This is a genomic window from Ensifer sp. SSB1 (assembly GCF_016652895.1).
GTDB lineage: Bacteria > Pseudomonadota > Alphaproteobacteria > Rhizobiales > Rhizobiaceae > Ensifer.
This window is the reverse complement of the sequence record NZ_JAEPRP010000065.1, coordinates 14499-36092: the sequence shown is the minus strand read 5'-3', so window position 1 is coordinate 36092 and position 21594 is coordinate 14499. Positions and strand designations below refer to the sequence as shown.

Below are 21594 nucleotides of genomic sequence, written 5' to 3'. Positions count from 1 at the left end.
GCATTCTCCTCCCGCCGCTCGACAAAGGCCGCTTCCGACGGCTCGAACAGGGTGGCGCCACCATGGACAAGATCAAGCTGGCCGCGATCGGCAAGAAGCTTCAGGTCGCGCCTGATGGTCTGGCGGGAAACATCGAAGAAGTCCGCAAGCTCGGTAATCCCGACGGTACCATCGGCTGCAAGACGCCTGAGGATCTCGCCGTGACGGCGGGGAGCAAGAGCGCGAGCGTTTTGTTGTTCTGACATGTGACTATCTGTGTCCATTTTTGTCCATTTGACAAGCTGCAGCCCCTGTCCACGCTTCAGCGCACAGGTAGGAGCGCCTTCACGTCCACGGATTCCGAGCGAATTTCTTGGGATCCTAGCTCAAACGGGATTGGCAACGATCCGATATGTTGCATAATGTAACTATTCTTTCCAACTCGTACCACGTCGACGCCTCTCGTGATCAGGAAGAGACAATGCAACAGGCATGTGCGCAGGCTCGCCACTTCACCTTCTACCTCCTCGATGGGTTCGCCCTGCATGGCTTCTCCGCAGCGATCGAAGCGCTGCGCCTCGCCAATGACGTTGCCGGCCGCCCGGTATACGGCTGGCACCTGGTAACGGCAGATGGCGCACCCGCCACCTCATCCTGCGGCACAGGCATCCCGGTAGCGGGGCCTCTCTCGGCTGAACGCATCCGATTTGGCCGAGGCGCTGATACGGGCTTTATCGTCATCTGTGGCGGCCGCACGATGCCGCCGGCCGACAGGGCCCTGGAGGCCTGGCTGCGATCAAGCGCGCGCAGCAATGCGCGCCTCGCCGGCCTGGGTGGCGGCGTCTACTGCCTGGCGCGCGCGGGGCTGCTTGACGAGCGTCGCTGCGCCGTTCACTGGGAACACTTTCCCGACTTCTCCGAGCGGTTCTTCGTCGCAAACGCACGCCAGACCGCATTCGAGATCGACGGCGGGATCTATACCTGCGCCGGCGGTAACGCGCCCTTCGACATGTTCCTGCACATCATCGAAGCGGATCTTGGGAGGGACGTGGCCACCCGTATCTGCGAAGCGGCGCTCTGCGAGCGGCTGCGCGAGACCGGCGAGCGCCAGCGCCTGCCGCTGCAGGCGCGCCTCGGCATCGACAATCCGTTGTTGATCCGTGTCATCGAAAAGATGGAGGCAAATCTTGCCGAGCCGTTGAAGCTCGCCGACATGTCACCCTCGGCCGGATTGTCCCGGCGTCAGATCGAGCGTCTGTTTCGAAGAGAAATGGGGCGCACGCCGGCGCGCTACTATCTCGATCTGCGGCTGGAACGCGCGCACCTGCTGCTGCTCACCTCGTCCCTTCAGGTCATCGAGATCGCCGTCGCCTGCGGCTTTTCCACCGCCTCGCACTTTTCCCGCACCTACCGTGAACGCTACGGCCTTACGCCCCAACGTTCGCGTCTTAACGAGATCGAGCGCTTGCGCGCAGGAGACGGCCGCAAAGCGGTGATGGCGGAGCTCCGGGTGGCTTAAGAGTGACGTGGACAAAGCGCCGCCCCCTTCAGAGCGAAGGAAGGCGGCGTACTGCGAAGGGCCGAAGTTGGGTTAGCGCCAGGCTTGGGTGCGCGCGAGCAGGCCGCGCGCGATCAGGGCGTGAACGAGCTTTGCCGCGACATTGGTGTAGAAGATCATCATGCCCATGGCAGCGGCCGGCGCGATGTCGCCGGCGTCGTCCATGTTGAGCACGGCGACCGATGCGAGCTTGGTATCGGTCGAGTAGAGAAACACCACCGCCGAGACCGTCGTCATCGCATTGACGAAGAGATAGATCGCGATGTTGAGGATCGCCGGCAGGCAGACCGGCACCGTGACCCGAAAGAACAGCCGGTGGAAGGGCTGCTTCAGCGAGGCGGCGACGGATTCGAATTCCGGATCCATCTGCTTCAGCGCCGTCAGCGCCGTCAGATGCGCGACGGTGTAAAAATGCGTCACGGTCGAAACGACAAGGATCGCCATCGTGCCGTAGATCGGGTGCAACGGGTTGGCCGGATTGTTGAAGAAGAAGATATAGGCAAGGCCGAGCACCATGCCGGGCACCGCCATCGGCATCATCGCCAGGAAATGGAACACGCCGCGGCCGAACCGGAAGCCATCGGCTTTCTCCACCATGTAGGCGCCGGCAAAGACGACCACCGAACCGAACAGCGCGGTCAAAAGCGCCAGTCGAATGGAGTTGCCGTAGGCGGCCCAGCCGCCGCCGTCCATCAGGTCGAAGGCGAAGTTCTTGGCTGTCAGCGTCAGGTCATAGGGCCAGAACTTCACCACCGCCGCGATCTGGCACATGGCGATCATACCGAGGATGAACAGGCTGACCAAGCAGGCGAAGGCAAAGCAGAGCGTATCCGTCCGCGGATTGCGTTTCGGCGTGTAGGGCACGGCGCGGGCCGACAGCAGCGCCACCTGCCGTTTCTGCATGCGCTGGTCGACGTAGAAGGCAAGCACTGCCGGCACGAGCAGGATGACGGAAACGACGGCTCCCATTTCGAAATTCTGCTGGCCGATCACCTGCTTGTAGATGTCGACCGCGAGCATGCCGTATTGCCCGCCGATCACTTTGGGCAAGCCGAAATCGGTGATGACAAGCGTGAAGACGACAAACGCCGCCGAGACGATACCGTAGCGCGCACCGGGCACGGTGACGGTGGTAAACGTCCGCCACTTGCTGGCCTTCAACGAAGCCGCCGCCTCGTAGTGCCGGGCGTCGGCGACGGAAAGGGCGGTCAGGATGATCAGAAAGGCGTGCGGCAGCGTGAAGAAGATCGAGCCGATGACGATGCCGATCGGGCCGTAGATGGAATAGCCCAGCAACCAATCCTTAAAGACACCCTGATTGCCGAAGAGATAAACGAGCGCAATGCCCGGCAGCAGGGATGGCACGAGGATCGGGATCGTCAGGATACCGCGAAACAGCCCCTTCAGGGGCATGCAGCTGCGCGTCAGGCCGAAAGCCAGCGCGAAGGCGATCGTAATCGTGAACACGGTGCTGATCACCGCCATCAGCACCGAATTGTAGATCGACTGGGCAAGGGCGGGCGTCGAGAAATAGGTGGTGAAATTCTCGAAGCCGAGGCTGCGTGCGGGCCTGAGCACCACGCGCCGGAACGTGCCGGAATCGTAGTCGCGCCACTCCGTCCCCTTTTCCAGGGTGGAGCCGACCAGGAAGGTCGCATCGTCGGTCGTGCCGCGAATGCGGTAATGGACGGGACTGCGGAACTTGAATTCCGGGAAGAACTTGGTCGCCGCGAGCCGTCCGTCGGAACTCACGGAAAGCTCGGCTTCCGTCACGGCGCCAAGCTCCAGGTTCAAGTCGTGGGCGTTGACGACACGCCCCCAGTTTGCGCCTGTCTCGTCGCTCACCTGGAACTCGAAGGCCGCAAGGTCGAACCGGTAGGTCGAAAGCGACTTCGACAGCATGACGAAGAGCGGCGCACCGAGCGCCACGATCAGATAAAGCCCGATGACGGCCATGAAGCCGAGCTTGATGCGGTCGTCACGCGAGGCTTCCTGTCGGAGCCGTTTGCCGATCGCGGGAAGATGGGGCGCTTCGAGGACCATGTTCATCGTCACGCTCCCCTTGGATAGAGCAGCAGACGCTCCCTTGGAATCTCAACCTGGATGGCGCCGCCGGTTTCGATCCGGAGGCGTCTGACTGCGTTGACCGAGAAGTCGGCAACGAGCGCGCGCTCGCCGAGACGCGGCGCCGTCAGGCGCGTGCGCCAGAACATGCCGAGGAATTCCATTTCCTGCACCTCGGCATCGATCAGGTTCTGGGGTGTCGCCGGCCGATCACTGGCGTTGACGGCATGGGCATCCGCACCGTGCGGGATAATGTCGACCGGGCGGACGACCGCCGTTGCCGCATGGCCGACGGAAAAATCCTCCGTCGAACAGCAGAATGCCGAATGGCCGATTTCGACTTCGCCGTCTCCAAGCACGCGGGCTTCGAACTGATTGGTCTCGCCGATGAAGTCGGCGACGAACAGCGTCTCGGGATGGCGGTAGATTTCGGTGGGCGAACCGATCTGCTCGATCACGCCGTGGTTCATGACGACGATCCGGTCGGCCATGGCGAGCGCTTCTTCCTGGTCGTGCGTCACCATGATGGTGGTGACGCCGAGCTTTCTCTGCAGCGCCTTGATCTCGTGGCGAAGGTGCACGCGAACTTTGGCATCGAGTGCCGAGAGCGGCTCGTCGAGGAGCAGCAGCCCCGGCGAGATGGCAATGGCGCGGGCAAGCGCGATGCGTTGCTGCTGACCTCCGGAAAGCTGCGCCGGATACTTCTTGCCATGAGCCGAAAGGCCGACCGTTTCCAAGAGTTCAGCGACCCGGGATGCAACGCCGGCCTTCGACCGGCCGGTGTTTTCCAGGCCGAAGGCGATGTTCTGTTCGATCGTGAGGTTGGGGAAGAGCGCATAGGACTGGAAGACGATGCCATAGTCGCGGCTAGAAGCCGGCAGCGTCGAGATGTTGCGCCCATCCTGCAGGATGGTGCCCCGGGTCTGGAGATCGAGACCGGCGATCGCCCGCAGCAGCGTTGTCTTGCCGCAGCCGGAGGGACCGAGGAAGCAGATGAACTCTCCCCTGGCGATGCTGAGCGAAATATCGCGCAGCGCGACGAAATCGCCGTAGGTCTTCCACAGGTCCGAGACCTGCAGATAGGGGGCCGGGTCCGCATGCTCCGCAGCGCTTGGACGGCCGGTATACGTCGGTTCGATCGACAGGGCATGCCTCATCTGCAAGCTCCGCTGGCTTGAGGAATTTCGGGAGAAATGCGAGCGGGCGCAGCGCGATCGCACTGCGCCCGGCAGATCAGGCTCAGCTCTTCGGCTCAGACTTGGCGTCGTAGCGCTTCTGCCATTCCTTCAGGATCGACGCCCGGTTGTTGGCAGCCCACTCGAAGTCGTTGACGATCATCCTGGATGCGATGTCGTCGGGCAGGTGCTCGACCTGCTTGGCAACCCCTGGATAGGCAACGACGGCATAGCCGGCGTTATACATCTCGTTGGCTTCCTTGGTGACCGACCAGTCGACGAGCGTCTTTGCGGCTTCGAGATTTGCCGTGCCGGCGATGATCGCGGTTGCCTCCGCCTCCCAGCCTGAACCTTCCGCGGGGAAGATGATGTCGATCGGTGCGCCGGCACTCTTGGCCTTGGCGCCCGGAAACTCGAAGGACACGCCGATCACCGCTTCACCGGCGCCAGCCATCTTGCACGGCTTGGAGCCGGAATGGGTGTAGGCGGAGATGTTCTGGTGGAGCTTGTCCATGAAGTCCCAGGCCTTCTCCTCACCCCACATCTGCATCCAGCCCGAGACGTCGAGAAAGCCGGTGCCCGAGGATGCCGGGTTCGGCATCACCACATGGCCCTTGTATTCGGGCTTCGTCAGGTCCTTCCAGCTCGTCGGCGGCGTCAGGCCGAGCTTTTCACCCTCGACCGTGTTGTAGCAGAGGGCTGCGACATAGGCGTCCATGCCGACCCAGCTCGGCGGCGTATCCTTGTCGACGAACTTCGGGTCGAGCGCCTCGACACCCTTCGGCTGGTAGGGCTCCAGCATGCCTTCGGTCTTGAGGAGAAGCAGCGAGGTGGCGGCGAGCCCCCAGACGACGTCGGCCTGCGGATTGTCTTTTTCGGCGAGCAGTTTTGCCGTCATGACACCAGTGGAATCGCGCACCCAGTTGATCTTGATATCCGGGTGAGCCTTCTCGAATGTGGCCTTGTAGCGGTCAAGGTCGACGGCCTCGACGGCGGTATAGACAGTCAGCTGGGTTTCAGCGAAAGCAATGGCGGGAAGCACGGCCGAAGCGGCGCCGGCAAGCACAAGCAGCATGCGTTTGTTCATGTTGAAGTTCTCCTCTGAAGTCCTGGAAAAACCGGGGAAGCGCGGCGGGCAATCTTGATGCTGCCCTGTAGTTGTCGGCTTCGGGAAACATTCTGCGCAGCGGTTTCCGGTAAGTAAAATTTATTATTCTTATCGTTCAGAAGATAAAAACTATGGATGCGCTGCTGCAAAACGAGGCAAGTCGGCCGGAAGACGATGAAGCCATGAGCAACCTCCAGTACAGCTTCACACGCCCTGCAAAATGAAGAGGCAGATCTACGATTGCGCTTGAGACCGGTTGCTGCGACGGCACGGCAGACAACAAAAAAGGGAGCCGCTAACGCGGCTCCCAGAGGGGTGAATCTGCGGGGGAAACGCGTCAGATCACCATGGCAAGGAGAAGGTCTTGACGTTGGTAAAGCTCTTCATCGCCTCGATGACGCCTTCCTTGTAGCCGTTGCCCGAATCCTTGATGCCGCCGAAGGGGCTCATCTCGATGCGATAGCCCGGAACTTCCCAGATGTTGACCGTGCCGACCTTCAGGCCCGCGATGTACTTCTGCATCCGCCGGAAGTCGTTGGTGCAGACGCCGGACGAGAGACCGAAGGCGGTCGAGTTCGACAGCGCGATCAGCGCGTCGTCGTCATCGGGCGCACGCACGATCGGTATGATCGGCGCGAAGGTTTCCTCCATCACCAGTTCGCTCGAATGCTTGACCCGATCAACCACGATCGGCGGCAAGAGCGCGCCCTTTCGACCGGGGTTGTAGAGAATTTCTGCGCCCTCTTCCGCTGCCTTGTACACGCGCTGCTCGAAGACTTCCGCCGCGCGTGCGTGGACGACCGTGCCGAGTTCGGTCGCGCGATCCATCGGATCGCCGAACTTCAGCTTCTTCGCCCGCTCCAGCACCAGCGGCACGAAACGATCAGCGACGCTTTCCTGGCAAAGGATGCGCTTCACCGCCGTGCAGCGCTGGCCGGAATTCTTCGTCGCGCCGGCAACGGCCAGATCTGCCGCCTTGGCGAGATCGGCGTCCGAGAGATCGTTGAGAATGATCAGCGGGTCGTTGCCGCCCAGCTCCAGAATCTGCCGCTTGTAGTGGGCGTGCGCGGCGATCAGCTTGCCCACCGGAACGCTGCCGGTAAACGTGATAAGGTCGAAATTCGGGTTGGTGATCATCTCCATGCCGATATCGGCGGGCCAGCCGGTCACGACCGAGAGCATTTCCGGTGGCAGGCCGGCCTCATAGAGAATGTCGGCAAAGATGAGCGCCGTCATCGGCGTCAGTTCTGTCGGCTTGAGCACCACGCAATTGTTCGTTGCAACCGCCGGCGCCACCTTGTGCGCCACCATGTTGAGCGGGTGGTTGAACGGCGTGATCGCCGAAATGGCGTTGAGCGGTTCGCGCGTGGTGAAGATCTTGCGCGCCTTGCCATGCGGGGTGAGGTCGCAGGAGAAGATCTCGCCGTCATCATGGATGCACATCTGACCAGACAGCGTCAGCACGTCGAAGGCACGGCCAACTTCATAGAGCGAGTCCTGCTTGGAGATACCGAGCTCCAACGTGATCAGGTCGGAGATCTCCTCCTTTCGGGCGACGAGCAGGTCCGCGGCCTTGAGCAGGATGCGCTGGCGCTCGTAGCGCGTCAGCTTCGGCTGATAGGCCGCCGCGATCTCGAAGGCCTTGCGGGCATGCTCGGCGTTGCCGGCCGGTACCGTGCCGATCACGGCATCGTTGAAGGGGTAGCGCACCTCGATGCGCCCTTCGGTATCGACCGCCTTGCCGGCGATCCGCATCGGCTCGTGGCGAATGGCGAATGTCGTTTCCACCTTGGTCATTGCTGCCTCCCTAGTGCGCCGTCTGTGCTGCTGCGACGAGCGCGTAGAAAAACGCATCGAAATTGCGCAGGGTGCCGGCCGTCAGAAGTTCGGGCAGCTTGCGGTTGGCGATGAACGGCACTTCCTGTTCTGTGAGACCGCCATGCGAACGCAACGGCTCGTTCAATGCCGCGAGATCGTGGCGGTGCTCGCTGGTGCCGAGCGTCTTGTTCTCGGTCGAGATCAATACGAGATCGCCGATGCGGTCGTCAGGCAGTTCGAAGCGCACGCAGGCTTCCGGGCGCGTAAGGACGACATCGATACCCTCGATCGCCTTCAGGCGCTCAATGATCTCTTCCTTGTCGGCACCTTCAGGCAGATAGGCCGTGGCAAAGGATCCGAGCGCGCCGTGATGCACGACATAGGGGTCGGTGATCGGCAGGATGACGCGGGCGGCATCCTTGCCGAGCCATTGGTCGAGCAGGTCCTGGACGTAGACGACATCAGGCGAACCATCCGCCTTGTGCTTCGGCTTCATGCCGTGGTCGGCCGTGACGATGATCGCCGCACCCAGCGCGTCAAGTTCGGTCAGGTACTTGTCGAACATCTCATAGAAGGAATTGGCCTGCGGCACGCCCGGCGCATATTTGTGCTGCACGTAGTCGGTGGTCGTCAGATACATGACATCAGGCCGGAATTCCTTGAGCAGCTTGACGCCGGCGGCAAAGACGAACTCGGAGAGATCCGCCGAATAGACTTCCGGCACCGGGCGGCCGAGCCAGGCCGAGGCGTTGTCGAGACCGTTTTCCGCCTTGGTCGTCTTGTCGGACTTTTCCGAGGAGAAGCAGATCGCCCTGCCCTCGTCGAACTTGAGGCCGTGGCCGAGCAGCGCCCTGAGCTTGTCCTTGGCCGTCACCACGGCCACCTTCGCGCCGGCATCGTAGAACGCCTTGAAGATCGTCGGGGCGCGCAGGAAGCGCGGGTCGTTCATCATCACTTCGTTGCCGGTCTGCGGTTCGTAGAGATAGTTGCCGCAGATGCCGTGGATCGCCGGCGGCCGGCCGGTGGCGATGGAGAGGTTGTTCGGGTTGGTGAAGCTTGGGATGACGCTGAGCGCTGTGCGCTCCGTCCCGGTCTTGCGGATGCGCTCGAGCGTCGGCATCAGCCCGGCCTTGATGGCTTCGTCGAGATAGGCCGGCTCGCAGCCGTCGAGGCAGATGGCGATGGCCGGGACCTTCGGCCAGGGATAGGTGCGGCGGTTGGCGGTGACGGTGATCTTGGACATCTGGTTCATCGTAATTTCCTCGGGTTCAGGCGGCGAGATGGCGGCGTTCTTCAAGGGCGACGGCCGGGGGAGCGGCGCTGTCGACGCCCATTTCGGAGAGTGAGTAGCGGGCGGCTTCGACCACGCGGCGCATGACATGCTCGTCCATGCGGCCGATGCAGCCGACGCGGAAACTGTCGACCACGGTCAGCTTGCCGGGATAGATGATGAAACCCTTGTCCTTCATCAGGTCGTAGAAGCGATCGAAAGCGAAGGCAGGATGAGCCGGGCTGAAGAAGGTGACGATGATCGGCGACAGCCACTGGTCGGCAAGCAGCGTCTCGAAGCCGGCCTCACGCATGCCGGCGACCATGACGTCGCGGTTGCGGGCATAGCGGGCTCCACGGCCGGCGACACCACCCTCTTCCCGATGCAGACGCAAGGCTTCCAGGAAGGCCGCGACCACATGGGTCGGCGGTGTGAAGCGCCACTGGCCCGTCTTGTTCATGTAGTCCCACTGGGCATGCACATCGAGGCTCAGCGAATGGCTGCGCCCCTTTACGGCCTCCAGCTCGCTCTTGCGGGCGATGACGAAGCCGAAGCCGGGCACACCCTCGATGCACTTGTTGGCGGAAGAAACGATCGCCTCGTAGCGGAAATCGCCAATGCCGGCCGGCACCGCGCCGAAGGCACTCATGGAATCGACCAGCAACTTGCGGCCGCGGGAGTAGACCGTGTCGGAAATCTCCTTCAGCGGATTGAGGATGCCGGAGCTCGTCTCGCAATGGACGACCACGACGTGGGTGATATCAGGGTCGGCATCGAGTGCCGCTGCAACCTCCGGACCGCGCGGCGGCATGTAGTCACCCTTGTCGATCGTCACATGATCGCGACCGAGATAAGAGAGCGTCTGGGCGATGCGCTTGCCATAGGCGCCGTTCATCAGCACCAGCACCTTGCCGTCCTTCGGGACGAAGCTGCCGAGCATCGCCTCGACCGAAAACGAGCCGCTGCCCTGCATCGGCACGCAATCGAACTCACCCTTGGCATCGCCGGCAATCTCGAGCAGTTCCTGGCGGAGCTTGGCGGTCATTGCCCGGAAATCGCCATCCCAGGACCCCCAGTCCCGCAGCATGGCTTCCTTGACCTGATAGGCCGTCGTCAGCGGGCCGGGCGTCAAGAGATAAGGCTCGCCGAGTCTCGGCATTTCCAGGGGCGCGATGGTTCTGTCAGAAGCGGTGTTTGGCATTGTCCGTCCTCGCGGTTGGCGTGTTCGAGAACGACAATGGGGCGGAAACATATATCTGTAAAATCGTTCTTTTGTATCAATCTATCGTTTCAATTTATACATCTAGGCAGCGGGCACGAGCCGGCTTTCCAGAAGGTCTCCGCTCTCGCGCAGCCGCGGATAGGCCATGGTCGTCACCAGCGAATTGACCTCCTTCAGCGCCCGAACGATCTCGAGATGCATGTCGCTCGACAGGATGCTGGTCGCCACACCTTGGCGAAGCCGTTCAAGATGGCATTTGCTGCTTTCTTCGACCAGGCGACGCACATGCTCCTTCTGCCGAACCATTTCGCGCGCGATCACCGGATCGGGGGAGACAAGAAGATTAGCGGCAAGCCTAACGTTGGAAGACACGGCCGCGTGCAGCAAGGTGAGTTCACGCCATCCCTCCTGCGAGAACGTGCCTGCGCCCGCAAGCCGCTCCTCGGCCATCTGTAAAAGGCTCTTTGCGACGACGTCGCCGGCATATTCGAGATGGATCGCCGCCTCCGTGAGTTCGATGCCGCGTCGCGATTGGTCTTCGGTCAGGATGCCGCGATTGACGGCGGCGATGTAGAGCTTGATTGCGCTGTGGGCCAGGTGGATGTCGCCAGCGCGTGAATGACCGTCATGACGGGCTCCAGCATCCGGGCGATGAGATTGCCCATGTGGAGCACCTCGCGCGCCGCAGCCGCGAGCGCCTGCGCCGGCTTGTCGATCAGCGCCGGGTCAAGGGCGCTGACATGAGCCGTACGATCATTGGCACCGGCGGCCTCCGGCAAAAGCAGCCGAACGAGGCGCGCCATCGGGCCGCAGAAGATCACCCCGACGAGAACCAGGGCTGCGTTGAAGAGCACATGCAGATTGACGAGCTTGCCGGCCACCGTCTCACCCGGAAGCCAGTCAAATGGAGAATGCAGCGCAAAGAGGCCAAAGATCATCGCACCGAACAGGGCACGGAAGAGGAGATTTCCAAGCGGCAGGCGCCGGCCTTCGACCGGCAGGCCACGGGTCAGCCAGAGCGCGATGAGCCCGCCGCCGATGTTGACGCCGAGTACCAAGGGAATGCCTACGTCCAGGGGCACGATGCCCTTCACGGCAAAGGTCAGGATCAGCAGGATCGCGGCGACGCTGGAGTGCAGCGCCCAGGTGAAGAGGGCGGCAAGGATCATCACCGTCAGCGCATCCTTGCCGACAAAGGCGACGACGGAAGGCAGCAGCGGACTTTGCGAAAGCGGCTGCGTCGCATGGCTGATCATCTGCAGCGAGAGCAGCAGCAGACCGATACCGAGCACGGCGCGGCCTCCTTCGACGGTCTTGCGGGTCGATGCCTTCAGATGGGCAAGACCACCAACGGCGATGAGAAGCGGTGCCAGCCAGTGCAGGTCGAAGGACAGGATCTTGACGACGAGCGCCGAGCCGAGATCGGCACCCAGCATCACCGCCAGACCGGTATCAAGCGCCAGTGCGCCACTAACGGCAAAGCCGGCGGCAAGCATGGCGACCGCCGTCGAGCTTTGCAGGGCAATGGCAACAGCACAGCCGCAGATGGCTGCCCGTGGTCGTCCCCCCGCACCGCCGACGGTGCGCGAAACGATGTCGCCTGCCGCGGTCTCGACGCCCTTCTTCACGAGACTGACGGCGTAGAGCAAAAGGACAGTGGCGGCGGCAAGCTCGAGGGCGACAGCCGGGAGGTTCATGGGCGCGCTCCGGAAAGAGATGCAATCCGAAAACTATCCGCTGCCACTTTACATAAATCAAATCGTTCGTTTTAATCAAACCATAGATCAAATCTATTCAAAAGGCGTCGTACGCATGCGCTATGTCCAGCTTCGCGCCTTCCACAATGTGGCCATCCATGGTGGCTTCTCGCGCGCAGCCGAAGCCCTCTTCCTCACCCAGCCCGCCGTCTCGGATCAGGTGCGCAAGCTCGAAGAGGAATACGATGTCCTCCTCTTCAACCGGAACAAGAAGCAGGTGACGCTGACCCAGGCCGGCCAGCAGCTTCTCGAAGTCACGCGTCGCATGTTCGATGTCGAGCAGCAGGCACTGGATCTTCTCTCGGAATCGCGGGCGCTCAGGGCCGGAAAGCTTCGCATCGTAGCCGACGCCGCCCACCATTTGCTGCACATCCTCGCCGCCTTCCGGCGCACCTATCCGACGGTGCAGGTCTCGATCGATTCCGGCAACACCGAAACGGTCATCACCAGTCTGCACGCCTATGAGGCGGATATCGGCGTTCTCGGAGAAATCCCGCAATCGAGCGACTTCGACATCCTGAAACTCAACTCCACGCCGATCATCGCGTTTGCCAGCCGCGACTACCCGCTCGCGGGCCGGAAAACGGTTACCCTCGCCGAGCTTGCCGGACACCCGCTCGTCATGCGCGAGCAGGGTTCCAAGACGCGGCAGAAGCTCGAGGCGATGGCCCAGCAATGCGGCGCGTCTCTGACGCCGCTCATCGAAGCCGAGGGACGCGACGCCGTACGCGAGATCGTTGCGGCAGGCGGCGGTGTCGGCTTCGTTTCCTCGGCCGAATTCGGCCAGGACAGCCGCCTTGTTCCCATCCGGATCGACGCGCCGGAGATGCTGATGGATGAAGCACTGATCTGTCTGCGCGAGCGCAGCAACGGCAAGCTCGTCAGCGCCTTCTTCGACATCGCCCGCAAACTGGCGCACCGGGCGACCTAGGCTGCGGCGAGTCCCGGCACAACACTGCCGAACGACGGGCTGGCGCGCGATCCATACTTATCCACGCGAAGCCTGAACGACGGTGACGGCGATCATGTGGAACACGTCATCGGCATTGCACCCACGCGAGAGATCGTTGGCGGGCTTGGCGAGCCCCTGCAGGATCGGGCCGATGGCGGTGGCGCCGCCAATCCGCTGGGCGATCTTGTAGCCGATGTTTGCCGCATCGAGGTTCGGGAAGACGAAGACATTGGCCTCGCCATGAAGGGCCGAGTTGGGTGCCTTGGCCGCGCTGACGGCCTCGACGAAGGCGGTGTCGAACTGCAACTCGCCGTCGATCACCAGCCCTGGCGCGGCCGCATGCGCGAGCCGCGTCGCCTCCACCACCTTGGAAACGCGTTCATGCGCGGCACTGCCGGCGGTGGAGAACGAGAGCATCGCCACCTTCGCCGACTTGCCGGAAAGCGCCTCGAAAGAACGCGCCGAAGTCACGGCGATATCGGCCAGGCCCGCCGCGTCCGGGTCCACCACCAGCCCGCAATCGGCAAAGACGAAAGCGCCCTTCTTGGCGTGGTGCGGTGCGCACAGCATCATCAGGAAGAAGCTCGACACTAGGCCGACATCCGGTGCGCGGCCAATGGACTGGAGTGCGGCGCGTACCGTATCGGCGGTGGTCGCGATAGCGCCTCCGACTGTTCCATCGGCCTCATCCTCACGCACCATCATGGCGGCAAAGACGAGCGGTAATCGCACGGCCGCGGCCGCCGCCGCCTCGTCAACGCCTTTGTTGCGGCGCAGCGCGTGGTAGGCCGCGACGAGGCGCGGCGTCAGCGCGGACGAAGTGGGATCCTCGATGCGGACTTCGCACAACTGGCCACCGGCCGCCCGCAGCCGCTCCTCGACCAAGTTTCGATCACCAATCAGGGTGATCTCCGCAATACCGGCCCGAACGGCGCGCAGTGCACCTTCGACGATACGCGGGTCCTCCCCCTCGGCGAGCACGATATGGCGCGGTACGGCCTTGGCGGCTTCGAGAATGCGGTCGAGCGGTTTCATCAGGCGTGCCCCAGATAGTGAATGCCGACGAGGATGAAGAGGGCGATGAACACGGTTTCGGCGACGATCAGCGCGACGGCATCGCCGCCGACGTCGAGCACACGGCGAAGCGAGGTGCGCATGCCGACGGCGACGATGCCGGCGAGCAGCGCCCAACGCGACGTCTCCATGCCGGCCTTGGCGACCATTTCCGGAACGAAACCGAAAGAATTCATAGCCGCAAAGATCAGGAAGGCGACAACAAAGCCCGGCAGCAGCGGCGGGCGCTTGCCGGTCTCGCCTTCCGGCTGCGGCACTTTGCGCAGCGACAGCGAGAAGATGAGGACGACGGGCGCCAGCATGGTGACGCGGATCAGCTTGACGAGTGTCGCCGTTTCGCCCGCCTCCGGCGAGACCGAGAAGCCGGCGCCGACGACCTGGGCGACGTCATGGATGGTGCCTCCGAAGAAGATGCCGGTGGCGCGCGCATCGAGCACCAGGGTCTGCGCAAGGATCGGATAGGCGATCATCGCAAGCGTCGAGAGCACCGTGACCGACAGCACGGTGAAGATCAGGTTGCGCTCGGAGAACTCGTTCTTCGGCAGCACCGCTGCGATCGCCATGGCCGCCGACGCACCGCAGATGGCAACCGAGCCGCTGGTGATAAGCGCAAGCCGCCAGCCGCGACCGAGCAGTTTTGCGGCAAGCAGTCCGAAGCCGATGGTCGCGGCGATGGCCGAGATGAGCAGCAGGATCGTGCTTGCGCCAAGCCCGATCAGCAAATCGACGCTGATGCGCATACCGAGCAGCGCCACGCCGATGCGCAGCACCTTCTTGGCACAGAAATCGATGCCGACGACGCAGCGCCCTTCCTCTGACAGGAAGTGAAAGGCGATACCGAGCAGCAGCGCCATCAGCATGGCCGGCGCGCCGTAATGGTCGGAGAGAAACTGGGCGGCGACGGCCACCGCCGCGGTAACGGCAAAGCCCGGCCAATAGGCTGCAAAGCCGGAGGGCACGCTTCGGAAGCGTTCGTGGACGGAGGCGACGAAGGTCATGGTTCTGTTCCGGTCATTTGCGGGAGGCTTCGCTCCGCCCGGGGGCACCGGGCGGAGCTTGTTTTAGAACGAGGGATCAGGCCCGCTTCTGCGGGCGCATGTCGGCGCGGTCGATGCCGGCAACCGGCACCGGCTTCTTCATCGCGTCGCGGCGGAAGGGTTCGCCGAGCTCCTGGTTGAGGATGACTTCGATGAAAGTCGTCACGCCGTTCTTCTGGTCAGTGATCGCCGTGGACAACGCCTCGGTCAGTGCTGCCGTGTTGTCGACCGCAACCCCCTTCAGCCCGCAGCCTTCTGCCACCTTGGCGTAGGAGAGATTGGGGTTGAGCTCGGTGCCGACGAAGTTGTTGGCGTACCAGAGCGTCGTGTTGCGCTTTTCAGCACCCCATTGGTAGTTGCGGAAGATAACCATTGTGATCGCCGGCCAACCCTTGCGACCGATCGAGCCCATTTCGTTCATGGAGATACCGAAGGCACCGTCACCGGCAAAGCCGACGACCGGCACATCAGGGCAACCGATTTTGGCGCCGACGATCGACGGGAAGCCATAGCCGCAGGGCCCGAACATGCCCGGAGCGAGATACTTCCGGCCGGCTTCGAAGGTCGGATAGGCGTTGCCAATGGCGCAGTTATTGCCGATGTCGGTGGAGATGATCGCCTCCTTCGGCAGGGCCGCCTGGATTGCCCGCCAGGCCTGGCGCGGCGACATCCGGTTCGGCTCGCGCGAACGCGCGCTTTCGTTCCATTCCGTGCCCGGATCGTCGTCCTCGTGGTCCATCGAGGAAAGCTGCTGCTGCCAGGCAGAGCGGGTCTGGTGGATCGCAGCCTTGCGTTCCTCGCGGCCGGCATCACCGGCAGTCGGCGAGAGCAGTTCCAGGATCTGGCGGGCGACCTGCTTGGCATCGCCACAGATGCCGACCGACACCTTCTTGGTGAGGCCGATCCGGTCGGCGTTGATGTCGACCTGGATGATCGAAGCGTTCTTCGGCCAATAGTCGATGCCGTAGCCCGGAAGCGTCGAGAAGGGATTGAGCCTCGTGCCGAGCGCCAGCACGACGTCGGCCTTGGAGATCAACTCCATCGCCGCCTTCGAACCGTTATAGCCGAGCGGGCCGACCGCAAGACGATGGCTGCCCGGGAAGGCATCATTGTGCTGGTAGCCGCAGCAGACCGGCGCGTCGAGCCGTTCGGCAAGCTTCATGGAATCGGAGATGGCATTGCCGATGACGACGCCGGCACCGTTGAGGATAACGGGGAACTTTGCCTCGGATAGCAACTTGGCCGCTTCCGCGATCGCCTGCGGGCCGCCGGCCGGGCGCTCGAAGCGAACGATCGCCGGCAGGTCGACATCAATCACCTGGGTCCAGTAGTCGCGCGGGATGTTGATCTGCGCCGGGGCACAGCCGCGCCAGGCCTTTTCGATGACGCGGTTCAGGACTTCGGGTATACGCGACGGATCGCGCACTTCTTCCTGGTAGCAGACCATTTCCTCGAACATCGCCATCTGGTCGACCTCCTGGAAACCGCCCTGCCCGATCGTCTTGTTGGCGGCCTGCGGCGTCACCATCAGAAGCGGCGTATGATTCCAGTAGGCGGTCTTGATCGCGGTAATGAAGCCGGTGACGCCAGGGCCGTTCTGGCCGATCGCAACCGACATCGTGCCTGTCGCGCGGCTGAAGCCGTCAGCCATCATGCCGGCATTGGTCTCATGGGCGCAGTCCCAGAACTTGATGCCGGCCTTCGGGAACAGGTCCGACACCGGCATCATGGCCGAGCCGATGATGCCGAAGGCATGTTCGAGGCCATGCATCTGCAAGACTTTGACGAAGGCTTCCTCGGTGGTCATTTTCATGGGGATGGTTCCTTTCCTGGTATTATTTCAAAGTGTTAGAGGATCTCGTCGCGGAGGTAGTACCAGCGGTACATTCCCCATTGGCCGAGCCGTCGGAACGGCGTCAGAAGCCCATGACCCGGTAGGGGCGAAGTGAAGATGGGAAGGTCGAGGCCGCCGCCTTTGCCAGCGACCATCTGGGCCATGCGGCGGCCGGCCTGGGCGGAATACATGACGCCGTTGCCACCATAGCCCATGGCATAGAACAGCCTCTGTGCCGGGTCCGGCTGGAAGATGCGCGGCATCATGTCGTGGCTGACATCCACCCAGCCCCACCAGGAGTAGTCTATATCGATGCCGCGAAGCGCCGGGAACTTGCGGTAGAGGCCGGCAAGCAGCAGTTCGAGATGTTTCGGATTGCTCGCGTCGCGCCCGGTAATGGCGCTGCGGCTACCGATCTGCACCCGTCCGTCCGGCAGCATGCGATAGTAGTGGCGGAGCGTTCGCGTATCGGTGAGCGGGATGCGCGCCTTGAAGTTCAGCGCCTGCTGCTCGCTCTTCGTGAGCGGCCGCGTGACGATCGAGTTCGACAGGATCGGCATCAGCCGATGGCGGGTAAGTGCGTTCATGCCCGGCGATGTGTAGCCGGCCGTTGCGATGCAGACGGCACGAGCCCGCACCGTTCCGCCAGGCGTGGTCAGGTAATGCACGCCGCCCTTGGCAGTGCAGCTCAGCACCGGGCTCGACGTGTGCACTTTCGCGCCCAGCTTGCGAGCAAGTCTCAGATAGCCGAAGGCGAGCTTGGCCGCATGGATACCCATGCCGTCGGGCTCGTACATGGCGCCGCGCGCTTCCTCGTCACGGACGAAATCGCGGTGGATCTCGTCGCGCGATACCATGCGGGCACGGTAGCCGAAGGTATCGTTGAGGACGCGGGCCTCGTTTTCCAGCGCCGGCAGCATCTTGTCACGATGGGCGATGTAGAGATGGCCGCCATCCTGCGGGTCGCAGTCGATTTCCGGCTCGCGGATCAGCGAGCGAAAGAGGTCGAAGCCCTCGGAAATCTCCGCGTGCATTTTCCGCGCAACGTCAACGCCCCAGCGGGCGATCCATTGCGAGCGCTTCAGGCGACCGGCGGAGATCTGCGCCTGTCCACCGTTGCGCGTGCTGCAGCCCCAGGCAACGCCATTGGCCTCCAGCACAGTGGCCTTGATGCCGTGCTCGCGCGCCAGATGGATGGCGCAGGAGAGACCGGTATAGCCCGATCCGATGATCGCGACATCGACATCGATGTCCCGCGTGACCGGGCCGTCGTCCTCCGGCTCCGGCCCGGCGGTGCCGATCCAGTACGTCGGCGCATAGTCCTTGCCTCGACCGGGGCTGCGGTCATGGTTGGGGTCATAGGCGGGATCGAACGGCTGCCTTGCAGTCTTCAGAGAAGTGGCGTGCAGTTGCATGGCTCTTGCTCCAGGCCATCAGTAGCGGGGCTGCAGGACCGGGCGGTTCTTGCGGAACGCCTGCTTGCGCACGATCTTGCCGTTGCGGAAGGTGAAGAGGTCACAGCCCTCGGCCTCGACGCGGCTGCCATCGGCGGCCGTGCCGGAGAAGGTCCATTCGGAGACGCCCCTGTCCCCCTGGACGAAGTGGCTGTGGTTGCCCCACTCGGCGTCCGGCATCGACTTCCACACGCCACTGAAGGCGTCGGCGATCGGACCGGGGCCGACGAACCGGTTGCCGTAGACCTCCGGGCCGCCGACTGCGTTGAACACGCAATCGGTGGCGAAGAAGTGCATGACGCCATCGATGTCGTGCCGGTTGAAGGCATCGAACAAGGTTTTGAGATCGGTCGCCGTCAGTGTCATGGTCCTGTCCTTTGGCTAGTCGCAAGGCATGGCTTCGCCGGAGACGGGAGATGCCGTCTTCAAAAGGCTGCCAGGCCGAATTCAGATGAGGGGTTGGGTGCGGCCGCTGGTTAGAGGCGGCCCTTCCAGGGGATCAGCGCCTTTTCGAGGTAGCGGATCAAGAGATCGAAGGCGAAGGCGAAGATGCCGATGATGAAGATGCCCATGATCACCGTATCGCTTTCGAGGTTCTCGGCCGCGTTCAGAACCATGAAGCCGAGGCCTCGGTTGGCCGCCACCATTTCCGCCGCAACCAGGGTCGTCCAGCCGACACCGATGCCGATGCGCATGCCGGTGAAGATCTCGGGCAAGGCGGCCTTCATGATCACCTGACTGATGACCTGCCCGCGGGTGGCGCCCATCGCATAGGCCGCATGAATCTGCTCGGTGGAGACCGAACGCACCCCTGCCCTTGCGGCGATCGCCATCGGCGCAAAGATCGCCAGATAGATCAGGAACACCTTCGGGAACTCGCCGCTGCCGAGCCAGATGATGACACGCGGCAGGTAGGCAAGCGGCGGCAGCGGCCGGTAGAATTCGATGATCGGATCGAACAGACCACGCACGAAGCGGTTGACGCCCATCAGCACACCGATCGGCACGGCCGTTACCAGCGCCAAGAGGAAGGCGCCGAAGACGCGGCCGATGCTGGCGAGCGTATGCTGTATCAGCGTCGAGTTCGAAACACCGTCGGTCATCGCCAGCATGAACTTGTCCCAGACCGCCAGCGGCGACGGCAGGAAGAGCGGCTTGACCCAACCGGCCTCCGTTACGGTGAACCAGAGGGCAACGATGACGACCGTCGTTGCGAAGCTGATCAGGCCGCTGCTGCCGTCACCGGGAGCACCGAAGATCTTGCCGGCCTTGACGGGCTTGGCGCGTGTCACTCTGTCAAGCATGGGCCACCTCCGGGTTGCCGGACGCACGTTCGTCGCCGTAGATGATGCCGAGCACCTCCTCGCGCATGCGGATGAATTCCGGGCTGGACTTGATCGCACGGGCATTACCTTCGGCGAGGAACCGCTTGTTGAAGTTGAGCTCGTAGGTGTGGGTGATACGGCCCGGACGCGGCGACATGACGATCAGCCGCGAGCCGAGGAAAAGAGCCTCCTCGACGCTGTGGGTGATGAAGAAGAACATCTTGTTGGTGAGATGCCAGACCTTGAGCAGCAGTTCCTGGATCGTCTCGCGCGTCAGCGCGTCGAGTGCTGCCATCGGCTCATCCATCAAGAGCATGGCCGGGTCGCAGGTCAGTGCCCTGGCAATACCGACGCGCTGCTGCATGCCGCCCGACAGGTGATAGATCATGTGGCGGTGAAAGTCTTGCAAGCCGACCAAGGCGAGGTTCTTGGTCGCCAGATCGCGCCGGGTCGCCTTGTCGACGCCGCGAAGCTTGAGGCCGAATTCGGTGTTTTCCATCACGTTGAGCCACGGCAGAAGCGCGTGCTTCTGGAAGACCACGCCGCGTTCGGCGCCCGGCCCGTTGACCCGATGGTTTCCGAGAGTGATGTCGCCTTCCGAGGGGGCCATGAAGCCCGCCATCAGGTTGAGCAAGGTCGTCTTGCCGCAGCCCGAGGCGCCGAGAGCGACGACGAAGTCGCCACTGTTGATGGTCAGATTGACGCCTTTGAGGGCGATGATCGCCTGGTCCGAGTAAAGGCCCGGGTAGGTCAGACTGATGTTCCTGACGCTAAGTGTTTCCATGAGAAATGCCTCCCTGCACCTCGGTCACGGGTCGATGATGGTGCGCCGTCCGCTCCTCAGGGACGGCGCAATCTGCAGGGTATCCTATTGCGCCTGCGCCGCAGCCTTCGCGAAGTTGGCGTTGACGAAGGGCGCATAGTCGTCGAGCGATTGGCTGATCTGTTTCTGTTCGACGAGGAATTTTGCGCTCTCGCTGAGCGCGCGGGTGGCGCCGCCACCGAGCCAGACGTCTGATGCCTGATCCTCCGCGTTCGGGAACGCGAGGAGACGCAGCGCCTCCACCGTGCTTGGACCGTCGCCGCCGATCAGCTTGACGATGCCCTGGACCTGGGCTGAGTCTTCCGTCCAGGCCGCCTTGTTGGCATTGTAGTCGGCATAGGCTTGCGTCAGGACCTTGGTGAAGGCCTCCATGAGCTTCGGATTTTCCTCTGCCCACCCCTTGGAGACCACCAGCCCGTCGAAGGTCGGCACGCTTGCCGCACCGATGACCTCGGAATCCGAGATTGTCTTGCCGGTCTTCTGGATCTCGGAAAGGGCCGGCGGCCAGACATAGGCCGCATCGATATCGCCGCGCTGCCAGGCCGCCACGATCTGCGGCGGCTTCAGATTGAGGATTTCCACCTCGCGCGGATCGACGTTCCAGATCTTGTTCATGCCAACCAGCAGGTGGAAGTGCGACGTGGAGACGAAAGGCACGGCGACCTTCTTGCCCTTGAGGTCGGCAGGCGTCTCGATACCTGAGCCCTGACGCGCGACAAGCGCCTCGGACTGGCCGATATTGTCGAGGATCCAGAAGAGTTGCAGGTCAACGCCTCGTGTCGCGGCCGACGCTGTACCGGTCGAACCGAGAACGCCGATCGGCACGTCACCTGAGGCGAGCGCCGTCGTGATGTCACCGGCGGAGCTGAACTGGCGCCAGTCGATCGTGTAACCAACCTCCTTGGCAGCCGCGTCGAAACGGCCGTCGGCGATCGCGGCCACGAACGGGCCGACGATCTGCTGATAGCCGACGACGAGCTTCGTCTCCGCGTAAGCCGCACTGGATGCGGCAAGGCCAGCCACGATGCTGGCGGCAGCCGCAAGTCGTTTGAAATGTCCGTATGGCATTCTTCGTTCCTCCTCGTTGATTATTGATTGGCCAGTTTTTCCGGTCTTGTTGAGGACGATAAAGGCGCATGGCGGC

19 protein-coding genes are annotated in these 21594 nt (G+C 62.9%); 2 read left to right on the top strand and 17 right to left on the bottom strand.

Annotation, left to right across the window (positions count from 1 at the left end; all coding sequences use genetic code 11):
• Window positions 1-245: DeoR family transcriptional regulator (locus I8N66_RS17530; protein WP_291155882.1), on the bottom strand; the 245-nt coding region annotated here is incomplete at its 3' end.
• Between the two features lie 215 nt (window positions 246-460).
• Between I8N66_RS17530 and I8N66_RS17525 the strand changes: the two genes are divergently transcribed.
• On the top strand, window positions 461-1498 hold the full coding sequence (locus I8N66_RS17525) for a GlxA family transcriptional regulator (protein WP_291155879.1): 1038 nt from the start codon (window positions 461-463) through the stop codon (window positions 1496-1498).
• 72 nt (window positions 1499-1570) lie between these two features.
• Here the strand turns inward: I8N66_RS17525 and I8N66_RS17520 are convergent, their stop codons facing one another.
• The 8 genes from I8N66_RS17520 to I8N66_RS17485 all read right to left on the bottom strand — a co-directional run bounded on the left by I8N66_RS17520 (window position 1571) and on the right by I8N66_RS17485 (window position 11891).
• A complete protein-coding gene (locus I8N66_RS17520; RefSeq protein ID WP_291155888.1) occupies window positions 1571-3580 on the bottom strand; it encodes a putative 2-aminoethylphosphonate ABC transporter permease subunit in 2010 nt (669 codons plus the stop codon).
• A gap of 8 nt (window positions 3581-3588) precedes the next feature.
• Entirely contained in the window at window positions 3589-4758 is a 1170-nt protein-coding gene (locus tag I8N66_RS17515) for a putative 2-aminoethylphosphonate ABC transporter ATP-binding protein (RefSeq protein ID WP_291155875.1), read from the bottom strand.
• An 82-nt stretch (window positions 4759-4840) separates the two neighbouring features.
• Window positions 4841-5863, bottom strand: a complete 1023-nt coding sequence (locus I8N66_RS17510; RefSeq protein WP_162768873.1) for a putative 2-aminoethylphosphonate ABC transporter substrate-binding protein — start codon at window positions 5861-5863, stop codon at window positions 4841-4843.
• 363 nt (window positions 5864-6226) lie between these two features.
• Entirely contained in the window at window positions 6227-7681 is a 1455-nt protein-coding gene (gene phnY, locus I8N66_RS17505) for a phosphonoacetaldehyde dehydrogenase (RefSeq protein WP_291155870.1), read from the bottom strand.
• 10 nt (window positions 7682-7691) lie between these two features.
• Complete coding sequence (gene phnA, locus I8N66_RS17500) at window positions 7692-8954, bottom strand: phosphonoacetate hydrolase (protein WP_113539688.1); 1263 nt, start codon at window positions 8952-8954, stop codon at window positions 7692-7694.
• 16 nt (window positions 8955-8970) lie between these two features.
• On the bottom strand, window positions 8971-10173 hold the full coding sequence (locus I8N66_RS17495; RefSeq protein WP_291155865.1) for a 2-aminoethylphosphonate--pyruvate transaminase: 1203 nt from the start codon (window positions 10171-10173) through the stop codon (window positions 8971-8973).
• Between the two features lie 102 nt (window positions 10174-10275).
• Window positions 10276-10644, bottom strand: a complete 369-nt coding sequence (locus I8N66_RS17490; RefSeq protein ID WP_291155863.1) for a hypothetical protein — start codon at window positions 10642-10644, stop codon at window positions 10276-10278.
• Between the two features lie 92 nt (window positions 10645-10736).
• A complete protein-coding gene (locus I8N66_RS17485) occupies window positions 10737-11891 on the bottom strand; it encodes a Na/Pi symporter (RefSeq protein WP_291155860.1) in 1155 nt (384 codons plus the stop codon).
• 115 nt (window positions 11892-12006) lie between these two features.
• Between I8N66_RS17485 and I8N66_RS17480 the strand changes: the two genes are divergently transcribed.
• Entirely contained in the window at window positions 12007-12882 is an 876-nt protein-coding gene (locus I8N66_RS17480; RefSeq protein ID WP_291155858.1) for a LysR substrate-binding domain-containing protein, read from the top strand.
• Window positions 12883-12939: 57 nt separating this feature from the next.
• Here the strand turns inward: I8N66_RS17480 and pta are convergent, their stop codons facing one another.
• From pta to tauA, 8 genes are all read right to left on the bottom strand, one after another.
• Window positions 12940-13938: a phosphate acetyltransferase gene (gene pta, locus I8N66_RS17475; protein WP_291155854.1), complete on the bottom strand. Its 999-nt coding sequence runs from the start codon at window positions 13936-13938 to the stop codon at window positions 12940-12942.
• Complete coding sequence (locus I8N66_RS17470) at window positions 13938-14975, bottom strand: YeiH family protein (protein WP_291155851.1); 1038 nt, start codon at window positions 14973-14975, stop codon at window positions 13938-13940. Before I8N66_RS17470 ends, pta begins: the two co-directional genes overlap by 1 nt.
• A gap of 76 nt (window positions 14976-15051) precedes the next feature.
• Window positions 15052-16827 carry a sulfoacetaldehyde acetyltransferase gene (gene xsc, locus I8N66_RS17465; protein ID WP_291155848.1) on the bottom strand — a complete coding sequence of 592 codons (1776 nt, stop codon included), beginning with the start codon at window positions 16825-16827 and terminating at the stop codon, window positions 15052-15054.
• Between the two features lie 35 nt (window positions 16828-16862).
• Entirely contained in the window at window positions 16863-18263 is a 1401-nt protein-coding gene (locus I8N66_RS17460) for an FAD-binding oxidoreductase (protein ID WP_291155845.1), read from the bottom strand.
• Between the two features lie 18 nt (window positions 18264-18281).
• Window positions 18282-18662 (bottom strand): nuclear transport factor 2 family protein, encoded by a 381-nt coding sequence (locus tag I8N66_RS17455; RefSeq protein WP_291155885.1) that lies wholly within the window; start codon window positions 18660-18662, stop codon window positions 18282-18284.
• A 116-nt stretch (window positions 18663-18778) separates the two neighbouring features.
• Window positions 18779-19606: an ABC transporter permease subunit gene (locus I8N66_RS17450; RefSeq protein WP_291155842.1), complete on the bottom strand. Its 828-nt coding sequence runs from the start codon at window positions 19604-19606 to the stop codon at window positions 18779-18781.
• Complete coding sequence (locus I8N66_RS17445; RefSeq protein ID WP_291155840.1) at window positions 19599-20411, bottom strand: taurine ABC transporter ATP-binding protein; 813 nt, start codon at window positions 20409-20411, stop codon at window positions 19599-19601. Before I8N66_RS17445 ends, I8N66_RS17450 begins: the two co-directional genes overlap by 8 nt.
• A gap of 84 nt (window positions 20412-20495) precedes the next feature.
• Window positions 20496-21518 carry a taurine ABC transporter substrate-binding protein gene (tauA, locus tag I8N66_RS17440; protein WP_291155837.1) on the bottom strand — a complete coding sequence of 341 codons (1023 nt, stop codon included), beginning with the start codon at window positions 21516-21518 and terminating at the stop codon, window positions 20496-20498.
• Window positions 21519-21594: the final 76 nt, after the last annotated feature.